Here is a 19237-nt window from a genome sequence, read left to right on the forward strand (position 1 = left end):
CCTTGCACGAGCGCCGCGGGGTCTAGATCAGTTCGCCAGCTTCACGAATTCTCTGAGCGGTCACTGGCAGCTCATTTTGTTCGAGCACTGTCGCGAATTCTTCCACTGAACTTTGTGGTCGTTTGCGTCGAGCCCGCATTCGTTTGAATGATGAGATCGTGACTAGCGGCTCAAGATCCCATTGGTTCACGATGAATCGATCGGGATGTACGATTTCAATTCCGTACGGCGCAACAGCGCTTTGAGGGAAATCGCGGACATTAGCGGTAACGATGCAATCCGCGTGACCGGCTAGCGCGGCCGCTAGAACATGCCTGTCTTTAGCGTCGGGGAGATTGAGACTTTCGACCAGCGGAGACCACGCTTCATCAAGCACTTGCCAGTCGGGTACGGCGTCGCGCATGGCGTCTCGTCGTACCCAAAGCCTATCCTTCAGATCCGGGCGACGCTGTACAAGCGCCAGCATCCATTCTTCTTCGATTCTACTCGACCATTTGGCGCCGAAAAGCCCGGCAGTCGCCAGACTGAGCAGCGCATCCGTCTGGGCGATGGAGTAGAGCACACAAGCATCAAGTATGGCTGTGTAACGCGCATTCCCCGCCATCAGTAGTCCAGGCCCAGATCGCGTGCGTTGTCGGCCATACGGTCCAATGCGGATTCTTGCCGCTCGCGCATTTGATTGGCGTACGCCATCAAATCTCCGAAAGCAACTCGCCGATGCGTCCCGACCATCCGATGCGGAAGTCTTCCCGCTTCGATTTCCTTGATCACGAAAGGCCGTGAAACATTCAGGAAGTGCGCCGCTTCGACGGTCGTGAACTCTTTCTGGCTTGGCACGACCGAAATCGCCCGCCCTTCGCTCATCGCGCCCAGAAGCTGACCAATTAGCTTGAGCGCCGCTGGAGGCACGTCGATAGAAGGATGCTCGCCCGTATCTGTAGTCAATGTAATCGCGGCCGCACGCGAGTGATCGAGCGCTTCCATAATGCAACGCTGGGCAACCCGCGCCATTTCGAGATCACTCTGACTCATCGGTGGCGGAGACACCTCCCGGATTCGATTCGTCGTTGTCATGGGGATACCCTCGTTGAGTTTTCTAAACCAGCATACGCGATAAATGCAATAAGTGCAACAAGTGAAACATCTGTCCGCCGTTTGGTCTAGTCGGGCCGCGCCCGGTACCGATGTGGGTGCCGGACGCGCGGCGCGATGGATTTGCCAAGGAACGTCGTCGTCGGTGCGACGAGCGCCCATGAGAACTTGCCCCCGTTTCCGAGCCAGCTTCTCCGCGGTGAGAAGAACGATTTGAGCGAGCAGTCTGCACCATATCGGTGACAGGGAGGACGCGGACTAACGGCGGCGATGTTTTAAGGCGACTGGTAAAATCAGCAGACTGATTTAAGGCACGCCCGATGGGATTCGAACAGCTCACTATGCTCAAGGCGCGGCTGAACCAAAGCGCGACCAGCAGAACGGTTGCTTCACGCTCGACGTCATCGCCAGTGGACGTCGAGCGGGAAATCAAGCAGCCACCGAAGCCTCCGCGAACGTCTGCTGACGCGGCCGCGCGCGCAGTTGCCACGCTGCAACGACATTTTCCGCACGCCTTTCCGCGCAGTCCCGCGTCAAAGGTTCCTCTGAAGGTCGGAATTCTCAAGGATGTGCTTGCCCGAGCGGCGTCGCTTGGACTGAGCGAGCGAGACGCTCGTAACGGCGTAAAACTCTGGTGTCGTGGCCAACGCTATTGGACCTGTCTGGTCGAAGGCGAAGTACGCGTGGATCTCACCGGCGCAATCGCCGGCTTTGTCACGGCTGTCGAAGCGGAGTACGGCGCAGGTCAGGAGAAGACCCGGCTCGCGCGTAGGCGGGAGCAGATTGCGAAGAATCGCCTTGGTCAACTGCGTTGACCGGCCAAACATCCATCAACTGCGGATCAAATTTGACATAACTGTTTCTATCAACTTTTCGCAAGACTCTTAATTTGAGGCGTCGGTCGAGCTAGCATGTATGCTTGCAACTCGCCGTTGGGTTTTGTCAGGTCGGCAATTTACGATCTGTGGGGCAAAAACTCGTTGTTCTACCACGTGGTAGAAACGTTCCATGCACGACCGAGGAGTCGAACGGCACTTGGGGCGCCTTATGCGGATGTCTGGACACGACTAGGCTCCGGCCGGGCGTGTTTCGTTGGACGCCGCGAGGCTAACGCGTCTCTATGCAGACAGCGAATCCTGGCGATATGCCGCGAACCCGCCAAAAACGCTCACTCAACTCGCCGCCAGGGCACAGGTGTGATTGAGATTATCATTTTTATGGCATAATAATGATCATGATCTGCGGGAGGTTCGCCATGAGACTCGATGATGTCAGCAACGTTATGCGCTTTAGCGCGTTGACCGGTTCGGCCACGGCCGTCGGGAAAGAACTCGAGAAAATGCGCGACGAAACGATCGTGACGGTGACCATCCGCGGCCCTGTCGAGCGAGCAGCGGCGCTCGCTGAAGCGATCCAACGTCTGGGCCCGCTCGCGGACGCGCTGTTCAACGAACAAAGCGAAGAACAGCAAAAGCTGTTGCTGCGGGCCGTCACGCCCGTCGTTCCCCTGCCCGAGCATACGCTCAGGGAAGCGGCGATGCGTAAGGCCGCGATGAAGGGCGTTCTGGAGGCCAGTGACTGGCTGACAGCGGCACAGATCGCCCAGCTGGCAGAACTGAGCGGCAGCAACCCAAGCCAACAGCCGAATCGCTGGAAACATGACGGCCTGATTTACGCTGTTGACATCAATGGAAAGGATCACTTTCCCGCCTACGGTCTCGATCCCGACCGGAAATACCGACCCCGGCGCGAGATGACCGACGTGCTGAAAGTTTTTGGCAACAGCAAAGACGGCTGGGCGCTCGCCTTTTGGTTCGCATCGGTCAACAGCTATCTAGGGGGCGCCCGCCCACTGGACGTTTTGCAGTCTGATCCGAAACGCGTGATTACAGCGGCGGAGGCTGAGGTCGAGGGCGTCGTACATGGATGAAGGTGTCACGGCGCCGGCAAGACGCTTCTTGCCGTCGCCACCGGATGATCTGAAAGCCCTGGTCAAGCGCACACGGTGGGACACCTCTCGACTGATCCATCGCGTGCATCACCAGCAGTATGCAGGCAACGCCTTCAATCCCGGCATCAAAGGAAACGCTCGATTCAGCCCCATCAAAACTCGCGCGGGACACCCTATTCCGACACTCTACGGGGGCACCACGGTCGAGTGCGCTGCGATGGAAACCGTCTTCCATGACGTTCCCTACGCTTCGGGCCTGAAGACATACGAGAAGTCGAAGCTCGAGACGCAGCGACACACCGTACTGGCTCCGCGGCGCGATCTGATCTTGGCGGACCTGAGCAATGTTCCACTGCGCAAGCTCGGCATCGAGCGCTCGCAACTGATCGATACGGAAGCGGATTGCTACCCCTACACCCGCAGTTGGGGCGCTGCACTGCATGAACAGTGTCCGGATATCGACGGACTCTGTTGGGTCTCGCGTCAGCACGACCGGGAACTCGCCTTGATCATTTTTGGTGATCGGGTTCGCGTCGAAGATCTTGCGCATCTCGATGGCCCCACGCATTTGACGAGCGATGTCAAACTCTACAACTTGATCCTTTCGCTTGCTTCGGAGTTGGGCGTAAATCTGGTCTAGAAGCCATTGTCGAACGATCCAGGCCTGCGTTCGCGAGCCAAGGCTTGGAGACCTTCGGGCTCGACGCACTCGCTACCGCGGCAGCGGGTGTTCAGCAAAAGCACGCTCACACCCAAACTGGGCGGTTCGTATCAGCGGAAGCTTAAGAAGTTCGCTCCAGCGCCGATATCTAGCCATGGAACCGGACCGCCGCCCTGCCCCCAGTGCTTATGAGTTGTTGCTGACTGACGCCGATCTCGTGCATCTGCGCAGCGTTATTTCGGTGGAAGTCGCCTACCCCAACCAAGTCCTTCCGCTCTTTTACTGGCGGCGTCGCGTCACTCGGCTTCTGGAAACACGGCACCTCCTGCCTGCACAGTTGGCGGCTGCTTCTTCGCTGCTGGATCTGATTGAGTCGGCCAACCCTGATGTTCGCCCGCTCGCCAAGGCAAGCTGAATGCCGCTAGGTACTCGTGCGCGACTAATTTCAACCGATCGGACAAAATGCGGCAGCGAGCTTCCGAAGCGCTCGAACCAGCATCGTCCGAGCGCCGGCGGGCGCCGCCATTCTTTGTTTGACTGAATCTCCTGGACATCCGCCAGGGACGCTATCGCCCTCAACACGTCGCCCATTGAAGCTCCGCGTTTGTGCAGTCGAGGGCGTCAATAGGCGGCTTGCCCCAATGAGCCCCGAAGCGGAGATGCGATAAACGCGTCGACTGCCCTTGATGAACTCATGTCGTGCGTCTAGTCGGCCTTTGCGGTCATTGGGCCGATTCCCAACTGAGGCCCGCTACAAGATGACTTTCAGTCGTTGAAGACCGAGACATGGCGCCAGGCTACCCGTCCGCCGACCCGTCGCTGGCAAGCGTCACCAGCCGCTTTCGAACCCCGACATCGTTCACATGACCCAGGCTAGAGGTCGGTTGGCCATCTGCGGTCATCACCTGCGCATCAAAGAACGGTTAATTTGCTTGCTTCCGATCGGCTATCGGCATCGGATGCACCGTCACGTACCTATTTGATTGCATCGCGTATTTGCGATCTGATTGTACTGATCGGCCTCTCTTCTCCTTCGAAAAGCTTTGGTAAAGAATCAGCGTTTGCTGCCGATAACCTAGGTTCGTGTGCGGAGACCGGAAGCCGAACTTCAAGACCGACCAGTCTGCGCGGCAGACCTGCACGGTCCAGAGATTCTAATGATCGAGATCCGCGCAGCCACCCCGCCGAAGCATGTAGCAATAGATTAAAGGTCGTCGTTACTCCGGGATGGATGTGCTAAGTGCATGTTATGCGCGGGGAATGAGCGTGCGCCGTATAAGACACGTATCCATTGGTAGCTGGATGCTGTTACATCCAGCAAGTAAGAATGCGCGCGAACGCTCATAGGAACGCTGCCGGCCGGCGTGCTCAACGCCAAGCCACCCCGGCAACAATTGATAAGAGGTGGTCATGAAACTACAGGCATATCGGCTGCAGAACTACCGTCGACTGCGGGACGTTGTCATCGAGCTCGATGACGAGATTTCCATCTTCGTCGGCGCTAACAACAGCGGGAAGACGTCCGCTGTCCAAGGGCTGTACTCGATGCTCCGAGGCGATGCGAAGAAGCTTGAGGTCTTCGACTTCAGCGCTGCGCTGTGGGCTGAAATCGACGCCATCGGTAGATCGGCTCAAGAGGATGAGGAAGCGCCTGGGAGGTTGCCGTCCATCCTCTTGGATCTCTGGTTCCGTGTCGGTGAAGACGATCTCGCCACCGCAATGTCGCTGCTGCCGAGCACGGAGTGGGACGGCAAGTGCGTTGGGATCCGTGTTGCGTTCGAGCCACGCGATGCCTATGAGCTTGTCCGGAAGTTCCATGAACTGCAACAGAAAGCCAACAACGCGGCGCTTGCGCTGGCGGCCAAGCGCAAGGCAGCCGGTGGGCCTGCCGCCGAGGCGGACGCGAAAGATGCGGTTGAGGTGGAAGCCGAGGCCAGCGAGTACAGGCCCTGGCCGGAAAGCCTCACGAAATACCTCGCCAAGGAGCTGCACAAGGAATACGTTTTCCGCTACTACGTGCTCGATGAGCGGGCCTTCGTCGGCTATCACGCAGAGGCTGACTACGAGCCGCTACCCCTAGGCAAGGAGCCGGGCGGCGCGGCCATCCTCAGATCACTGGTGAGGGTGGACTTTCTGCGCGCGCAGCGGCACCTCGACGACCCGGATGCTGGCAGCTCTGACCGCGCCGAGAGCCTGTCGCGGCGCCTAAGCCGTTTCTATCACCGCAATCTGGAGAAGCGTGGGGACGATCACGCGGCCCTCAAGGCGCTCGATACCTCAGAGAGGGAACTAAATTTCCACCTGGAGGAAGTCTTCAGCGACACCCTCAAGCGCCTAGCCAAGCTCGGCTATCCGGGCGTGAATAACCCCGAGATCGTGATTCGGGCGGATTTGGATCCCACCACCGTCCTGGGGCAGAACGCCAAGGTTCACTACATGGTTCCGGGCGCGGCAACCGCACAACTGCCCGACAGCTACAACGGCCTAGGGTTCAAGAACCTGGTTTACATGGTGGTTGAACTGCTCGACCTTCACGAGCAGTGGAAGGCCGAGGAGGAGAAGCGGGCGCCGCTGCATCTGGTCTTCATTGAAGAGCCTGAGGCGCACCTTCACGCGCAGATCCAGCAAGTCTTCATCAGGAACGTTTTGCGTCTGCTTGAGGATGCTAAGGAACACGCGACGTTTTTCCATACGCAGTTCGTCATCACTACGCATTCCCCGCATATCCTCTATGAGCGCGGGTTCTCCCCCATCCGGTACTTCCGCCGCGTCAGCGACCAGCTGGACCATCATACGGACGTGCGGAATCTTTCCCTTTTCAAGACCGACGCTGACGGCGCTCCCGCGCGCGAATTCCTGCAGCGGTATCTGAAGCTTACGCACTGCGACCTCTTCTTTTCCGATGCAGTGATCTTGGTCGAAGGCAATGTCGAGCGCCTGCTCTTGCCAGCCATGATCGAGTCGGCTGCCAAGCGGTTGCGGTCTTCCGCCCTGACCATTCTCGAAGTCGGTGGCGCGTTCGCGCATCGCTTCCAGGAACTCATCGCCTTCGTCGGGCTCACGACACTGGTCATCACGGACATTGATAGTGTGATGGTCAAGTCGGATGCGGAGAAGGCCGCTGCGAACGGCGCCGGCGCTGGAGTAGTCCTCGACGGTGATAACGAGGACGACGACGACCTGAAGCCGTTTGAACTCGAAGACGACGACACGGCGGAGCCGAGCGGCAAGAAGAAGTCCAAGAAGCGCGGCAGCACCTGCCATGCGCACGTGGAAGGCGCGGTCACGTCCAACCAGACCCTCATCAGCTGGATCCCGAAAAAGCGGTCGGTGGCCGAACTCTGGGAAGTCACGGCCGAGCAAAAGACGTTGTCGCTAGCCGGCGGTTCCAGCGCAGCGGTCCGAGTGGCCTATCAGACAAAAATTTCGGTGACGGTGGGTACGGCAACCTCGCAGCTCTGCGGCCGCACGCTTGAGGAGGCCTTTGGCCTTGAGAACGCCGACTGGTGCCAGGCCGAGACCAACAGGGCGGTCGGCCTCAAGCTCAAACGCGCGCCGAGCAGCCCCGAGGAACTGGCTGAGAAGTTACATGACAGGGTGGTCGGCAAGAACTTCGACAAGACCCGCTTTGCGTTAGAGGTCCTCGCAAGTGGGCCGCTCAATGGCTGGAAGGTTCCCGCGTACATCTCCGAGGGGTTGGCCTGGCTTGAAGCGAAGGTGGCCCATGAACTTGAAGCGGACGCGACCATCGCCGCCGAGGTCAGAACGATTGAGCCGACTGCGGCCGTCGCCGTCGCCGTCCTCGCCAAAGCGGAGCAGACGGTATGAGCAGACGAGTCGATAGCCCGGACACCGACGCCGACCGCGAGATCCATGCGTGCATTGCCGCAACTCCTCCGCAGCCCTTCGTCGTTCGAGCCGGAGCAGGCTCCGGCAAGACCACCTCCCTCGTCAAGGCGCTGGATTGGGTGATGACGGAGCACGGCGCCAGCATGAGGGCGAAGAAGCAGAAGGTCGCCTGCATCACCTATACAGACCTCGCCGCCAACGAAATCCTGGCGGACGTCAACGATGACCCGCTTGTTCATGTCTCGACCATCCATAGCTTTTACTGGGCCATTACCAAGACGTTTCAGGCCGACATCAAAATTTGGGTGAAGAACGACATCCGTAGGCGGATCTCCGCGCTGGAAGAAGAATTCGAGAACTACGGCCCGCGCGTTCGGCAGCCGACGCGCGACAGGAACAAATCCGACCGGGAGCGCTATGCCCGAAATTTTGAAGCTCTGGACGGTATCAAGACGTTCAACTACGGCGTCGGCAGTGACTACGCGAAGGGCATCCTCGGCCACGAAGACATCCTTCAACTCGGTGACTTCCTTCTGCAAAACCGCCCGCTATTCCGGAGGGTGGTTGCACTGAACTACCCGTTCGTGTTCATTGACGAGAGTCAAGATACGTTTCCGGGCGTGGTCCAGTCTTTCAAGGAAGTGGAAGCCCAGATGCAAGGCAAGTTCTGCCTCGGCTTTTTTGGTGACCCGATGCAGTCGATATTCATGAGAGGCGCGGGGGACATCCCGAGAGCAGACCATTGGCGGGCCATCACCAAGCAGGAGAACTTTCGCTGCGCAAGACAGATCCTTGACGTCGCCAACGCCGTGCGCGCACAGGGCGACGGCATGGAGCAAGTCCGTGGACTGCACGAGAGGGTCGATGGTGAGCTTAAGCCCGTGGAAGGCTCGGCCCGGATGTTCGTCCTGCCGAACACGCTGAACCGGACTGAGGCCCTGGCAAGGATACGGGCATGGAGCGCGGTAGCGAACAACGACGAAGGTTGGACGACCCCAGACTTAGCGGTCAAAATTCTTGTTATCGTGCACCGAATGGCCGCAAATCGGCTCGGATTCGGCGGCATCTACTCGGCGCTGAACGATAGGACGTCGGACGCCATGAAGCAAGGGATGCAGGACGGTACCGGGTGGCCTGTTCGACCTTTCCTCAGTTTCGCGCTGCCGACCGTTGCAGCGATGAAAGCCGGCAACGAGTTCGCAGCGATGAACCTGCTCCGGGAGTTCAGTCCGCGCCTGGCGCCTGGTGCCCTGACCGGCCGCCGTGCTGCGGAAGTTTTGCGTGAGCTGCACGCGGCCGTTTTGAGACTCGTCGCCATGCTGGATGAAGTCGGCACCACTGTTGGCGACATAGCCATCCATCTTCGCGATGCCGGCCTATTCGATTTCGACGAGCGCTATAAGCGTGCGCTTGGCTTTGTCGCAGATGTTTCCGACGCAGTTCAAGAGGTCGCGGCGGCTGATGCCGCTCCGGCCGAAGGGCGGTCCTCGGACGCTGCGATGAACAAGTTCTTCAAGTGTTCTGCGCAAGAGCTTCGGCCCTACGAAAGTTACGTCTCAGAAGGATCACCCTATGCCACGCAACACGGCGTGAAAGGCGCCCAATTCGACCGCGTCGTCGTAGTGATGGACGAGGAGGAAAGTGACTACCGAACGTACAACTACGAGCGGATCTTTGCCAGCGCTGAGGCCCGCGCGGCAGATCATGCACGGGCTCGGGAAGGTGATGAAAACACGTGGAGTCGAACGCTCCGACTGCTGTACGTCTGTTGCACCCGGGCCAAGCGAGGGCTAATGCTGGTGTTCTTTGTTGCTGACCCAGCAACCACACTAGAAAACGTCGTGGCGAGTGGGATCCTGCCGCGGAGCGCAGTCTTCACGTACGAGGCGCTATCTGGAGGGTCATAGCCAGACGATTGTGTGACCTGCTTGAAGAAGGCGCACAACCTGCTTCGAGGTTCCGTTAAATTCGGAGAGGCGGCCGTGGCGACCAATTGAATATTCTTTCAGCTTGCTGCCCTTCTTCAAGTTGTTATCTTGGCCTACGGATGGCGGCCTGTGGCCGCTTTCGCGAAAGCTGACCGTCTTTTGTGGCTCGTAATAGCCTCTTCACACCTGGCTGAACTTGACGTTCGCTTGCACCGTTGAGTCGACGACAGCGATGCGCGATGAAGCAGCCGCAGGGCGATCGAACTGCGAGCGTCGGCTAAGGCCGAACACGCGTCCTGCATGTCAGTCATAAGCGATCAGTCGGGGCGGGGCTCGTCACATTACGCACGCCTCAGTCAGCGCGCCGCCGTGCGTATCAGCTTACTGTCGGACCGGCTTCGCTAGCGCGCCTGCTTGGTCGGCGGCGACGCGCCAGGCTCAGTTCAATGCCATTCGTGACAATGTCTGTCCGCCGTATCTCGATGGCCGTACCACGCACAATCGAGGCCTGCGTGGTCAACTTGCTGTAGCTTGCACTTCAGCCGGGGCGGACTGCACCGAACTCTCAACCTCCGGCACCGCACTTTGCGTCGTCAGCGGAGTCTTCCGAGCAGAACGCCCACCAATCGATCGGGCGCGTTTCGATGCAGCCGATTTACCTTCCGATTGTGCTGGCGCGCCCTTCTTTGCGACGGCCGCCTTCTTTGCCGACACCTTTTTTGACGCGACTTTCTTTGCCGTTGCCTTCTTTGCCGCTGCCTTCTTTACTGCCGCTTTTTTGGCGGAAGGCGTTCCCTTCTTGGCAGACGCCACCGCCTTTGTCTGAGACTTCTTAGCGGCCTCGGCCTTCTTTACCGGAGCCGCTTTCGCTTTCTTGCCGTCCTCACTCTCGACGCCATTCACGGCAATGAGAAACGCACTACGATCCTTGGCAGCCGCGATCCAGGCCGGCGCACGACCGAATCCGCTCCAGGTATTGCCTGATACCGGATCGCGGTAGAGGGCGGGTTGAGGTCCCTTGCGAGTCGCCTTCTTGCGCGCCACTGGGGCCTTTGCGACTCCGCTGGACGCTACCCCCTCCACCAGGAACGCATTTCGATCGCGCGCGTTCGCAATCCATGCGGGCGCCCTGCCCCGTCCGCTCCAGGACGCGCCCGTTTTCGGATCGACGTATTTAGCTGCAACGGCCTTCCCCGTTGCCTTCGCTTTGATACTACGTGCAGCCTTGCCAACGAATGCAGAGACATCCTCCATCGAAATCTCGTGCCGAGCCATTAGGTCATGAATCTGCTTGAGTACGCCGCTCATGCTTTTGGCTTTGAGCGCTTGCGCCTGTGCTTCAAGCTTTTTGATGCGCGCTTGAATTGCATCTAGAGTTGCCATCTCATCCTCCGCATTCGAAAAGTATCGGCACTATGCCACGAATGCAAACAATCGAGCTAGCGGTGTCGCACAAACCGTCACTGAAATGGGCTCAATGCATAGACAAGTCGCAATACCTTTTGGAGCATTCGTCTCTCGGTGGGCGAACTTTAGAGCCTTCCGCTTAAAGACAGGTGTTGGCGAAGCGTGAGCTTCGCGTTAGATTGGAGGTTGGCACAATTCAGTATATCGATTTTTATGCCGATAGATTTGTGGATTTCCGATCCCGAGACAGCCTATTCGCAATGGCAACGTGACGAAGCCACCGGAGCGGATAGGCATGCGTTTGCCGATCAATCCGTCATCCAGCATTGCTCGATGTTTTCCCGATTCAACGACTATCTGTCTGCGCGCCGACAAAGCGTGGTCACCTTCGGATCTGACCATATCCAGGGATTCTTTGAGGAGCTTGCTCACGACTGTCAGCCAGGGACGACCACACGGCATCGGTATCTCAAGTTGATCGATCGATTCGCTCGGCATCTGGTCGCGATCGAAATGCGCTCGGAAAATCCCGCGGCCGAGATGCTGATTCACGAGCACTGGCCGGAGGACGAACCCGTACCGATCTACCTGTCGGAAGGAGACGACAGGCGGCTGCAGGCGGTTTGCGAAGGGAGGGACTTTCAATCCTCGAAGGACTTGCGGAACACGGCGATCGTGGCGCTCTTTCTCGCCTGCGGCGTGACGGCAGCCGAATTGAGCCTGCTGCGCGTGCAGGATCTGGACGTTGAAAGCATGCGGCCGAGCCTCTTGGTGCAGAAGCACGGTCCACGGCTGGCCAGACGTGTACCGGTCGACACCTTCGCACACGGCGTGCTGCGCACGTACAGCGAGTTCCGCGCAGCATTGAATTGTCCGACCGAGTGGCTTTTCGTGGCGACAAGTAGCGGTAAGCCAATGAAACCGGACACCCTGGTCAAGTGCGTTCGCGCGGCTCTGGAACGCGCCGGTCTTTCGGCCGCGGACGAAAGTCCCCGACTGCTCCGTAATACCTATGGCCGGCGCCACATCGCTGCGGGTGGCACCAACGAACAGGTCAGCAACCTGCTGGGATTATCGAGCCACCGCACGGTGACTCGGCTGCGACAAACATGGGAACTGACGAGTATCGTCGGGTAGCGCCTTACAAGAGGAAATGACCGATGAAGAAGAATGAGAAGAAGATCCTCGACGACCAAATTCAACGCTGGAGCGACGAGATGACGGCGCTCGCCGAGAAGATCTCTGCCGCGAAAGGCACCCCGTGTGCGCTGTTGCTGATCACGCCGCATGGCGACTACGACGACGTCGCCCCCGAGGTGATCGCGGAGGAGGCCTTGCGCGTCGTGAACCAGGGATGGCCTGATGGCTTTGACGTCAAAATCCTCAATCGGTCGAAATAGAACCTGGCCGACAGGTAGGACGCAGAGGCACAGCTGATGGGCACGGCGTCTCGGACAACAGCAGCAACCGATGGCGCGCCGCTCTGGATCGAAGCATGTACAGTCAAATTGTCACGATCGCGCGAGCTCCTAGCCCGGCAGATCAGCGCGACTTTTGCAGCATGCCGACGAACGGCAGTATTCAATCGACGAGCGCGGCTTCGGGCTCGTCTGGTTCGTCGCGGGGCGGCGGCTTCAACCCAGCAAGCGCGTGGTGCCGCAGACTTTGCTCCATGAGCAATAGTCGGATCTTCTCCAACGCAACGAGTTGCCCCAGATTCTCTTCCTCCCATGCCTTTTGCACCACGGAAAAGTAGTCCGCGATTTCACGAACGGCTTCGCGCGCCTGCGCGATCTCCAACAGCATGCGCTGAACGTCGGAGTTTCCTCGATATTTCAGCCAGAGCGCCCTCCCCTCGTCCACGCCGACGGGCTCAAAGCGCGGCAGCTTGCGTTTCATCGCGGCCGCACCGCGATTGAAACCAGCATCGGCAACATCATTTGGACGTCCTCCCGTTCCTTCGGAATCTCATTGGGCAACATCCTATGAAAGAACGAGACAGATGCCGTCTCCATCACGGAATTCAAAGCCTACCGTGGAGCAGCGCAAGATAGAAAGGTCGATGGTGGCGCCGGACGGTACCCGACGGACTTGAAGGTGCGAGCGTCCTTGACTTCGGTGAGGCAGGAATAGCCTGAGAGCTGTGCCGGGTTGTGCGGACTAGACCGGCACGCAACCTAACGCTCTCAATCAGGCCGACATGACTTACACCATTGATCCCTTTACCATCCAGTTCACCGAGACAAGACGTGGCGTCAATGCGACGGCCAAGATCCTGCTCGACGGGCAAGTCGTTGGGACAATCGACGACATTGCCGAAAGGATCGTCACCGATGTTTTCTTCGACTCGGAACAAAGCCGGGTCGCCTTTGCGGACGAAGCGCGACGCGTGATGGTGAGCGTTTTCGGGAAGACCGATCACAACGACAGCGCATTCGTTTCCGAGTACGCTCGGCGCCTGCTCGAGCAGGCGGAAGAATGGCTGCTCACTCCGTCACAAGGTCACCCGCCTCCCGACCTTGATGATTGACTGCATAGCGGTTTTGACGAGCGTCGCATCGGCTTCAATCGCCCAATCGACCACGACTGAATCGATGCTGGATCACCACAGAGCGCCACGAACCGCCTAACTCGCCGTCAAGATCATCTTGTCCAAACGTTCGGTCGCCGAGACGATTTCTGAGATTCGCACTTCTCGCAGTTGGCGATCGTGTTCGTTGACGACAACCGTGAGCGACTCGATGATCTCCTCGTTGACGCTCCATCCACCCGATTTCTTGCCGGCGTCGAGTATCGCGAGCACGGCTTCCTCGACCTGACGAACCAAGCTCAGCGGAAGCAGGCCGTGCCCGGATTCAGTGACGAAGCTCGTCAACAGGACGGCCTGTGCCAGAACAGTTATTTCCCGACCTGCGGCACGTCCCGATCGCGCCGCTTCCAGTGCCAGCCGCGTCTGGAGACAGAGTCCGTCCGCCTCCTGTCGCGGCATCGGCAACAGATATCGCTTGGACGGAACGCGGGCAGGCCGCTTCGGAGCCTTCCGCTTCTTGGATACGGGCATGATTTCGAATACTTTCTCGCTTGCTTGACTCACTAAGTTGACTCACTGCGTTGACTCAGTGAGTTGACTGAGTGCGATGGCTCACAGCGTTGACTTAGTGCGCTGGCTCAGTGAGACGCCACCGCAGGCTCACCGGCGGCCGACGCCGAGCGTGTCGGCCACTGCACAGGCCGGTGCGGGGCGCGATGATCTTGCTGCGCGTGACGCTTCTCACTCGCGCTGGAAATGAAGATCAGCAACTCGCGAGTTAGATCCGCATCCTTCGCACCCGGGCGCCACGGCACGCAGCCGTGCTTCTTTCGGGTCTCTCGTGCCAGGAGCAGCGCATCTCGCGCCGCCTTCGCGCTTTCGACACTCACCTCGTCGCAATACGCGGACGGCTCGCCGAATTCGGCGAACGCGTCCAGATCATTCCGAGCCGAATGGACGCTGGCTGGGAAGTCACGCAGTTCTGATACGACGCGATGACTGAGCCTGATCCACTGGATACGTTCAGGAAACGAGAAGGCCGGCAGCGTCGCGCTTTTTGCTGCGTCGCGGCTTCCCGAGCGCGCGATCTCCTCACGTGCCCAGTCGGCGCGGTGCATCATGGAGCGGCATTCGCGCGCATAGCCTTCGAGCGAGATCGCAACTTCCAGCGCGACATCCCGCCGCTCCCGTCGCCGGACGATTCGATTCCTCACCCCCTGCAGCGACAGCACGACAATGGAACTCACGGCACTCGAAGTGCCGACGATCCCGAGCCAACTCGACCAACTCGACCAACTCGACCAGCTGGGCCAATCGATGTGCGTCAGAAATGCCGGCAGCTGCTGCCACTGCGCTGGCCACATGGCGAGTCCTCGAAGTTTTGGAGACGAAAGTATAAGGACTTCCGCTCACTCAACTTACATCCGTGAAAATACCGGGTATCTAATGGATGGAGGATTCGACGGCGATGCTTTCCGCAATCCGCTCATGATGGGGTTCGCAGGATGACGGATTGACGAGCGCGCAGCAGGATCGAGCGGCGGTTCAAAAAAGGGAAATCTCCGACCGTTATATTTTTGTCCGCAGTATTGCTAACTTGACATGCACGACATAAAGGGGACAGATAGAATGATCTTCTATCACCATGGTGCAGCCATCCAGCCATCGGTCACCCGCGTCGGACGCGCCTTCGTGGCCCGCGCATCCATCCTCGAACAAGACGGGCAGGCGACTTCCCTGGGCGATCTTGGGTTGTTTGCGAGCAAAGACGGCGCTTACCGCTTCGCGATTCGCTGCGCGTTTGCGTTCGTTGACGGCGAGACCCTTCCGCTCCCACCTTTCAAGATCACGCACCAGTAGGCGCGTGACGGTCGCGTGAATGGCGATTACATAGGGCACGCACGCAATCTGAACGGGCCGATTTGCGCGGCCATCTCAAGCAGCAAGGCGATGCTCGTAATAGGGTCGATCGCGGTCGGCCAGAATGGCGTAGAGCGCATCCAGATTCGACGCATCGGGATTCAGCCACGCTTCGACGTGCTCCGGCTTGACCGGGACGATACAACGGTCATGGCCGGCAGCCGCGACTTCAGGCGGTGGCTCGTCCGTGATGGCTGCAAATGACAAGAGGTCAGGCTGATCCTTGGCCATCCAGCGCGACCACAGGCACGCGACCAACATGTCGCCACCCGAATCCGGCGTGAACTCGAGTACGACGTTCTCGTCCTTCTCGCCCTCCCCGAGCGTGCGCCCTTCCATGCGAGCGCGACTCACGTTCTCGTAGAACCGATTCACGATCATGAGCCCGTGCGAATAGCCGAACAACGGCCGCCAGTACTCTTCGAGCCGATCGAGCCGCGCGTTGTACGTGCCTGGGAAGCGCGCGTCGTAGTTCGCGGGTTTGCCGGCGATGCGGCACTGGTAACGCATCGGCTTCACGACATACTGCCCGTTCTCAACGACAAGCACCGGCGCGTAATGGCCGGGAAAAATCCGCGAGTCGCGATCTTGGGGCATCGTGCGTCGCAAGTCGTCGAGCCGACCTAAGGTCCAGTCGATCTTGTCGGTCGCGATGCGCCGGCTTTCTGTCGCGGCCTTGGTCACCTTCGTCTGCAGCGTGCGCTCAGCATCGGCGAGACGCTTACGCTGTTTGAAGAGATCCTGTTCGAGCGTGGCCGCCTGATCGGTGTTGAACCGATCGATGAATTGCTTGATCTGGCGCTCGTCGTCGGACTGGGGTTCGCGGAAAGCGTCTTCCATCGCTTTCGGAATCTTCGCCTTGCTGCCTTCGGCGCGCTCCCAGAACAAACGCGCGAACTCTCGAATGTCCATCTGCGCGCCGAACATCTTCACGTACTTGCGATAGTCCGCCTGAATCTGCGCCGAGTAACACACCGCCACCCCCTTCGATATCGATTCGGTTAGGTTGCCGTGCCCGTCGCCGTGCGGCACAGCCTCATCATCTTTTGGACCACGGTGCTCGCATGGTTCAGCCCCATGTCCCCGCTAAAGAGCGCTTGTACGTCCGATTGGCGCACGGCGATGCCCGCCCCTTTTAGGTCGCGGCGAGCGATTTTAAGGGCCAGTTGGCCAATACGGATCCGCTCGAGCCAGTTCATCGTGACGAGGTTGCGCTTGAGCCAGATCCGGCAGCTCTCGACGACATGGTCGACGCGCCATTCCTGGGTCAGCGCGTAGGAGGCGGCGACGGTCGCCACCAGGAAGCACAGTAGATCGGCACGCGCGCCTGTCAGTTCATCAATATCGGGTTTTTTCATCTGGCTCCCTGCATGTTCTCGAAACATCGGCGTTAAACGCAGGTGCGGACGAAGCTCGGGACTTTCAACCGCGGGCGCCCGGAGTTCGCTCGCTACAACGCAATCCCGTCCCGACGCACGAACCGTCGCACCCCTTGCGATAATGCCGGTCACGCACGCTGGCGTCGACCGGCCAGCAATTGAAGTGTTCCATCGACTTCGTCCCGACCGTCCGCCCATTCTCTCGCGCGAAAAACGCGGGCTCCCCCGCCTTGCCGCAGGTGACAGCCCCGTCGATGGTCACGTCGCCGAATGCCTCGCGCAACTTGGCGACGAAGTCCGCGAACTCCGGCATCGGGTGTCTCGGTGTCATCAGCTAAAAGGGAGCAATTCACCGCTTCAGTTTTTGAGCTAAGATACCACTGTATATTTATACAGTGTTCTTGCCAGCCCCAATTACCATGGCCGCTCTGCCTCAACACATCACATCGCTGCACCCCGGTTTGTGGCTCGGGTCTGAACTCGCGCGTGCGTACGGCAAGACGATCGACACCGGCTACGCCGCGCTGTCAGCCGAACTGCCCGGCGGCGGCTGGCCGATCGGCGCGCTGGTGGAGTTGCTGGTTCAGCAGCCGGGGATCGGAGAAATGCGGCTGCTCAAGCCCGCGCTGGTGGCCGCAAGTCAGCGCCCTGTCGCACTGCTGCAGGCGCCGCACGTACCGAACAGCCTCGCGTTCTCCTACCTGGGTTTGCCGCTGGACAAACTCATGTTGCTGCGAGCCTCGAAGACGGCCGACGCGCTGTGGTGCGCCGAGCGCGTGCTGAACGCGCGAAGTTGCGGCGCGCTGCTCTTCTGGCAACAGCACATCCGGTCTGAGGCGTTGCGGCGGTTGCATCTGGCGGCACAAGCGACCGAAACATTGCTGATTCTTGTTCGACCGCTCGCCGCCGCCCAGGATTCGTCGCCCGCGACCTTACGGCTGGGTGTGCGGCCCGCCGACGGCGGAATCGTCGTCGATGTCATCAAGCGACGAGGTCCCACCCGAACCGACCCACTGTCCATTCACCTTCACCCGTCTCCGATTCTGCTCAGCCCTCATGGCCGTGTTCGTCGCCATCTTCCTGCCCCGGCTTTCGCTGGAGGTGTTTCGTCCGAGATGGTCATCTCCGATTGAACACGGCTGTGTGGTGCTCGAACGCGACAAGGTGATCGTGCTCGATCAGGCAGCAAGAGACGCAGGGGTGATGGTGGGCATGAAGCGCGGCGGGGTGACGACACTCGCGGCCGACGCGTTGATGGTTGACCGCAGCCCCGCACGTGAGCTCGACGTGCAGCGCGAGGTCGCGTTCGCGCTGCTGCGTTTCTCCCCTCAGGTCGCCGTGCGCGAGGAAGAAACCATCATTGTCGACGTGACGGCAAGCCTCCGGCTCTTCGGCGGCATCGTGCGCATCTGTCGACAGATCCGGGAGGTGATCGATGCGATCGGCGTGACCGCGCGCATGAGCGTGGCGCCCACGGGCCAAGGTGCATGGCTGCTTGCCAAACGCGGCCGGCGACGCGTACTCAAGATGCGCTCGCTCGAACGCCATCTCGGGGAGCTGCCATTCATGGTGGTTCCCGAGGTTCGGTCGTTCGCGGAGTGGTTCAACGGCCTCGGCTGCCGAGTGCTCAACGATATTCGGCGCCTGCCGCGTGCAGGGCTTAAAAAGAGGTGTGGCGTGGACTTACTGGATTCTCTTGACCGCGCCTACGGCCTGTCGCCCGAACTCTACGAGTGGCTGGAATTACCGCCCGCTTTCAGCGCGCGCACCGAACTGCCCGATCGCGTTGAGCATGCGGAGGCCGTTCTGTTTTCCGCGCGGCGCCTGATCGTGCAGTTGTGCGGCTGGTTGAGTGCACAGCAACTCGCGCTCACGCAAGCGACGGTCACGCTCGAACACGAGCGCGGCCGCCAGGCCATCCAGCCGACGGTGATCGACATCGCGCTTGCCGAACCCACCTGGCACGAGGAGCACCTCGTTCGTCTCCTGAAAGAGCGACTCGGGCGCATCGAGCTCGAAGCAGCCGTCATTGCGGTGCGTCTCACGGCATCGAAAGTGCAGCCGGCCGAGCCACCGAGCGACTCGCTGTTCCCCGACCCCGGCGGGTCCGCGCAGGATCACAATCGCCTCCTCGAATTACTGGTGGCTCGCTTGGGTGCCGAGAACGTGCTGCGGCCCGCGCCGACGTCAGATCACCGCCCCGAACAGGCGAATCAATGGGTGCCGGTCCAGGACACCGCCAAAGCATGCCCCGTCCCAGCCGAACTTCCCCGTCCGACGTGGTTGCTCGACACGCCCGTGCGGCTGATGATCAAGAACCACCGACCGTTTTATGGCTCGCCGCTCAAGCTGGTCTCGACCGGCGAGCGTATCGAAGCGGGCTGGCACGACGGAGCGCTGGTCACGCGCGACTACTACGTCGCGGAAGCCACCGATAAAAGCTGCTACTGGATCTACCGCGAGCGGCCGAGCGTCAAGACTGAAGAAGTGCGTTGGTTCCTCCACGGGCTGTTCGGATAA

At 59.8% G+C, this 19237-nt stretch carries 22 protein-coding genes; 13 read left to right on the plus strand and 9 right to left on the minus strand.

Going from position 1 to position 19237, the window contains the following annotated elements; all coding sequences use genetic code 11:
• Positions 1–22: 22 nt before the first annotated feature.
• Positions 23–604, minus strand: a complete 582-nt coding sequence (locus U4Y90_RS11785) for a PIN domain-containing protein (RefSeq protein ID WP_321794743.1) — start codon at positions 602–604, stop codon at positions 23–25.
• Positions 604–1074 (minus strand): excisionase family DNA-binding protein, encoded by a 471-nt coding sequence (locus U4Y90_RS11790; RefSeq protein WP_062257660.1) that lies wholly within the window; start codon positions 1072–1074, stop codon positions 604–606. Before U4Y90_RS11790 ends, U4Y90_RS11785 begins: the two co-directional genes overlap by 1 nt.
• 68 nt (positions 1075–1142) lie before the next feature.
• Between U4Y90_RS11790 and U4Y90_RS36100 the strand changes: the two genes are divergently transcribed.
• The 7 genes from U4Y90_RS36100 to U4Y90_RS11820 all read left to right on the plus strand — a co-directional run bounded on the left by U4Y90_RS36100 (position 1143) and on the right by U4Y90_RS11820 (position 9460).
• Complete coding sequence (locus tag U4Y90_RS36100) at positions 1143–1256, plus strand: antitoxin MazE-like protein (RefSeq protein ID WP_415749329.1); 114 nt, start codon at positions 1143–1145, stop codon at positions 1254–1256.
• A 156-nt stretch (positions 1257–1412) separates the two neighbouring features.
• The gene (locus tag U4Y90_RS11795; protein ID WP_321794744.1) at positions 1413–1907 is read left to right on the plus strand and encodes a ProQ/FinO family protein; all 495 of its coding nucleotides are present in this window, start codon (positions 1413–1415) and stop codon (positions 1905–1907) included.
• 440 nt (positions 1908–2347) lie between these two features.
• Positions 2348–3022: a hypothetical protein gene (locus tag U4Y90_RS11800; protein WP_321794745.1), complete on the plus strand. Its 675-nt coding sequence runs from the start codon at positions 2348–2350 to the stop codon at positions 3020–3022.
• Positions 3015–3683 carry an RES family NAD+ phosphorylase gene (locus U4Y90_RS11805; RefSeq protein ID WP_321794746.1) on the plus strand — a complete coding sequence of 223 codons (669 nt, stop codon included), beginning with the start codon at positions 3015–3017 and terminating at the stop codon, positions 3681–3683. The genes U4Y90_RS11800 and U4Y90_RS11805 overlap by 8 nt, the downstream gene beginning before the upstream one ends.
• Positions 3684–3858: 175 nt before the next feature.
• Entirely contained in the window at positions 3859–4119 is a 261-nt protein-coding gene (locus tag U4Y90_RS11810) for a hypothetical protein (protein ID WP_321794747.1), read from the plus strand.
• A gap of 995 nt (positions 4120–5114) precedes the next feature.
• Positions 5115–7532: an ATP-dependent endonuclease gene (locus U4Y90_RS11815; RefSeq protein ID WP_321794748.1), complete on the plus strand. Its 2418-nt coding sequence runs from the start codon at positions 5115–5117 to the stop codon at positions 7530–7532.
• Entirely contained in the window at positions 7529–9460 is a 1932-nt protein-coding gene (locus U4Y90_RS11820; protein ID WP_321794749.1) for a UvrD-helicase domain-containing protein, read from the plus strand. Before U4Y90_RS11815 ends, U4Y90_RS11820 begins: the two co-directional genes overlap by 4 nt.
• Before the next feature lie 537 nt (positions 9461–9997).
• On the opposite strand, the gene U4Y90_RS11825 is transcribed toward U4Y90_RS11820, so the two are convergent.
• Positions 9998–10864, minus strand: coding sequence for an H-NS family nucleoid-associated regulatory protein (locus tag U4Y90_RS11825; protein WP_321794750.1), 867 nt, complete (start codon positions 10862–10864; stop codon positions 9998–10000).
• Positions 10865–11074: 210 nt separating this feature from the next.
• Here U4Y90_RS11825 and U4Y90_RS11830 point away from each other — a divergent pair, with 210 nt between their 5' ends.
• The gene (locus tag U4Y90_RS11830; protein WP_321794751.1) at positions 11075–12025 is read left to right on the plus strand and encodes a site-specific integrase; all 951 of its coding nucleotides are present in this window, start codon (positions 11075–11077) and stop codon (positions 12023–12025) included.
• A gap of 23 nt (positions 12026–12048) precedes the next feature.
• Positions 12049–12288, plus strand: coding sequence for a hypothetical protein (locus U4Y90_RS11835; protein WP_321794752.1), 240 nt, complete (start codon positions 12049–12051; stop codon positions 12286–12288).
• Between the two features lie 181 nt (positions 12289–12469).
• Here U4Y90_RS11835 and U4Y90_RS11840 read toward each other — a convergent pair whose 3' ends face one another.
• The gene (locus tag U4Y90_RS11840) at positions 12470–12787 is read right to left on the minus strand and encodes a hypothetical protein (RefSeq protein WP_321794753.1); all 318 of its coding nucleotides are present in this window, start codon (positions 12785–12787) and stop codon (positions 12470–12472) included.
• Between the two features lie 301 nt (positions 12788–13088).
• Between U4Y90_RS11840 and U4Y90_RS11845 the strand changes: the two genes are divergently transcribed.
• The gene (locus U4Y90_RS11845; protein WP_321794754.1) at positions 13089–13418 is read left to right on the plus strand and encodes a hypothetical protein; all 330 of its coding nucleotides are present in this window, start codon (positions 13089–13091) and stop codon (positions 13416–13418) included.
• 96 nt (positions 13419–13514) lie between these two features.
• On the opposite strand, the gene U4Y90_RS11850 is transcribed toward U4Y90_RS11845, so the two are convergent.
• Positions 13515–13949 (minus strand): Fis family transcriptional regulator, encoded by a 435-nt coding sequence (locus tag U4Y90_RS11850; protein ID WP_321794755.1) that lies wholly within the window; start codon positions 13947–13949, stop codon positions 13515–13517.
• Positions 13950–14056: 107 nt separating this feature from the next.
• Positions 14057–14665 (minus strand): hypothetical protein, encoded by a 609-nt coding sequence (locus U4Y90_RS11855; protein ID WP_321794756.1) that lies wholly within the window; start codon positions 14663–14665, stop codon positions 14057–14059.
• Between the two features lie 382 nt (positions 14666–15047).
• On the opposite strand from U4Y90_RS11855, the gene U4Y90_RS11860 reads away from it, so the two are divergent.
• Positions 15048–15278 (plus strand): hypothetical protein, encoded by a 231-nt coding sequence (locus tag U4Y90_RS11860; protein WP_321794757.1) that lies wholly within the window; start codon positions 15048–15050, stop codon positions 15276–15278.
• Between the two features lie 75 nt (positions 15279–15353).
• Here U4Y90_RS11860 and U4Y90_RS11865 read toward each other — a convergent pair whose 3' ends face one another.
• The 3 genes from U4Y90_RS11865 to U4Y90_RS11875 form a co-directional block, all read right to left on the minus strand.
• Complete coding sequence (locus tag U4Y90_RS11865; protein ID WP_321794811.1) at positions 15354–16313, minus strand: SOS response-associated peptidase family protein; 960 nt, start codon at positions 16311–16313, stop codon at positions 15354–15356.
• Positions 16314–16339: 26 nt separating this feature from the next.
• Entirely contained in the window at positions 16340–16696 is a 357-nt protein-coding gene (locus tag U4Y90_RS11870; RefSeq protein ID WP_321794758.1) for a hypothetical protein, read from the minus strand.
• Between the two features lie 64 nt (positions 16697–16760).
• Positions 16761–17030 (minus strand): hypothetical protein, encoded by a 270-nt coding sequence (locus tag U4Y90_RS11875; RefSeq protein ID WP_321794759.1) that lies wholly within the window; start codon positions 17028–17030, stop codon positions 16761–16763.
• A gap of 106 nt (positions 17031–17136) precedes the next feature.
• On the opposite strand from U4Y90_RS11875, the gene imuA reads away from it, so the two are divergent.
• Together imuA and U4Y90_RS11885 are read left to right on the plus strand one after the other, a co-directional pair.
• Entirely contained in the window at positions 17137–17850 is a 714-nt protein-coding gene (imuA, locus tag U4Y90_RS11880; protein ID WP_321794760.1) for a translesion DNA synthesis-associated protein ImuA, read from the plus strand.
• Positions 17774–19237: a DNA polymerase Y family protein gene (locus U4Y90_RS11885; protein ID WP_321794761.1), complete on the plus strand. Its 1464-nt coding sequence runs from the start codon at positions 17774–17776 to the stop codon at positions 19235–19237. Before imuA ends, U4Y90_RS11885 begins: the two co-directional genes overlap by 77 nt.

Source organism: Caballeronia sp. J97 (assembly GCF_905220305.1).
Taxonomy (GTDB): Bacteria; Pseudomonadota; Gammaproteobacteria; order Burkholderiales; family Burkholderiaceae; genus Caballeronia.

Bases quoted from the DNA above. Each gene is read 5' to 3' on its own strand.
- U4Y90_RS11835 (WP_321794752.1), top strand. From the start codon at position 12,049: ATGAAGAAGAATGAGAAGAAGATCCTCGACGACCAAATTCAACGCTGG.
- U4Y90_RS11790 (WP_062257660.1), bottom strand. From the start codon at position 1,074: ATGACAACGACGAATCGAATCCGGGAGGTGTCTCCGCCACCGATGAGT.
- U4Y90_RS11875 (WP_321794759.1), bottom strand. From the start codon at position 17,030: ATGCCGGAGTTCGCGGACTTCGTCGCCAAGTTGCGCGAGGCATTCGGC.
- U4Y90_RS11810 (WP_321794747.1), top strand. From the start codon at position 3,859: ATGGAACCGGACCGCCGCCCTGCCCCCAGTGCTTATGAGTTGTTGCTG.
- U4Y90_RS11885 (WP_321794761.1), top strand. From the start codon at position 17,774: ATGGCCGTGTTCGTCGCCATCTTCCTGCCCCGGCTTTCGCTGGAGGTG.
- U4Y90_RS11860 (WP_321794757.1), top strand. From the start codon at position 15,048: ATGATCTTCTATCACCATGGTGCAGCCATCCAGCCATCGGTCACCCGC.
- U4Y90_RS11840 (WP_321794753.1), bottom strand. From the start codon at position 12,787: ATGAAACGCAAGCTGCCGCGCTTTGAGCCCGTCGGCGTGGACGAGGGG.
- U4Y90_RS11845 (WP_321794754.1), top strand. From the start codon at position 13,089: ATGACTTACACCATTGATCCCTTTACCATCCAGTTCACCGAGACAAGA.
- U4Y90_RS11805 (WP_321794746.1), top strand. From the start codon at position 3,015: ATGGATGAAGGTGTCACGGCGCCGGCAAGACGCTTCTTGCCGTCGCCA.
- U4Y90_RS11870 (WP_321794758.1), bottom strand. From the start codon at position 16,696: ATGAAAAAACCCGATATTGATGAACTGACAGGCGCGCGTGCCGATCTA.
- U4Y90_RS11785 (WP_321794743.1), bottom strand. From the start codon at position 604: ATGGCGGGGAATGCGCGTTACACAGCCATACTTGATGCTTGTGTGCTC.
- imuA (WP_321794760.1), top strand. From the start codon at position 17,137: ATGGCCGCTCTGCCTCAACACATCACATCGCTGCACCCCGGTTTGTGG.
- U4Y90_RS11820 (WP_321794749.1), top strand. From the start codon at position 7,529: ATGAGCAGACGAGTCGATAGCCCGGACACCGACGCCGACCGCGAGATC.
- U4Y90_RS11850 (WP_321794755.1), bottom strand. From the start codon at position 13,949: ATGCCCGTATCCAAGAAGCGGAAGGCTCCGAAGCGGCCTGCCCGCGTT.
- U4Y90_RS11815 (WP_321794748.1), top strand. From the start codon at position 5,115: ATGAAACTACAGGCATATCGGCTGCAGAACTACCGTCGACTGCGGGAC.
- U4Y90_RS11795 (WP_321794744.1), top strand. From the start codon at position 1,413: ATGGGATTCGAACAGCTCACTATGCTCAAGGCGCGGCTGAACCAAAGC.
- U4Y90_RS11825 (WP_321794750.1), bottom strand. From the start codon at position 10,864: ATGGCAACTCTAGATGCAATTCAAGCGCGCATCAAAAAGCTTGAAGCA.
- U4Y90_RS11800 (WP_321794745.1), top strand. From the start codon at position 2,348: ATGAGACTCGATGATGTCAGCAACGTTATGCGCTTTAGCGCGTTGACC.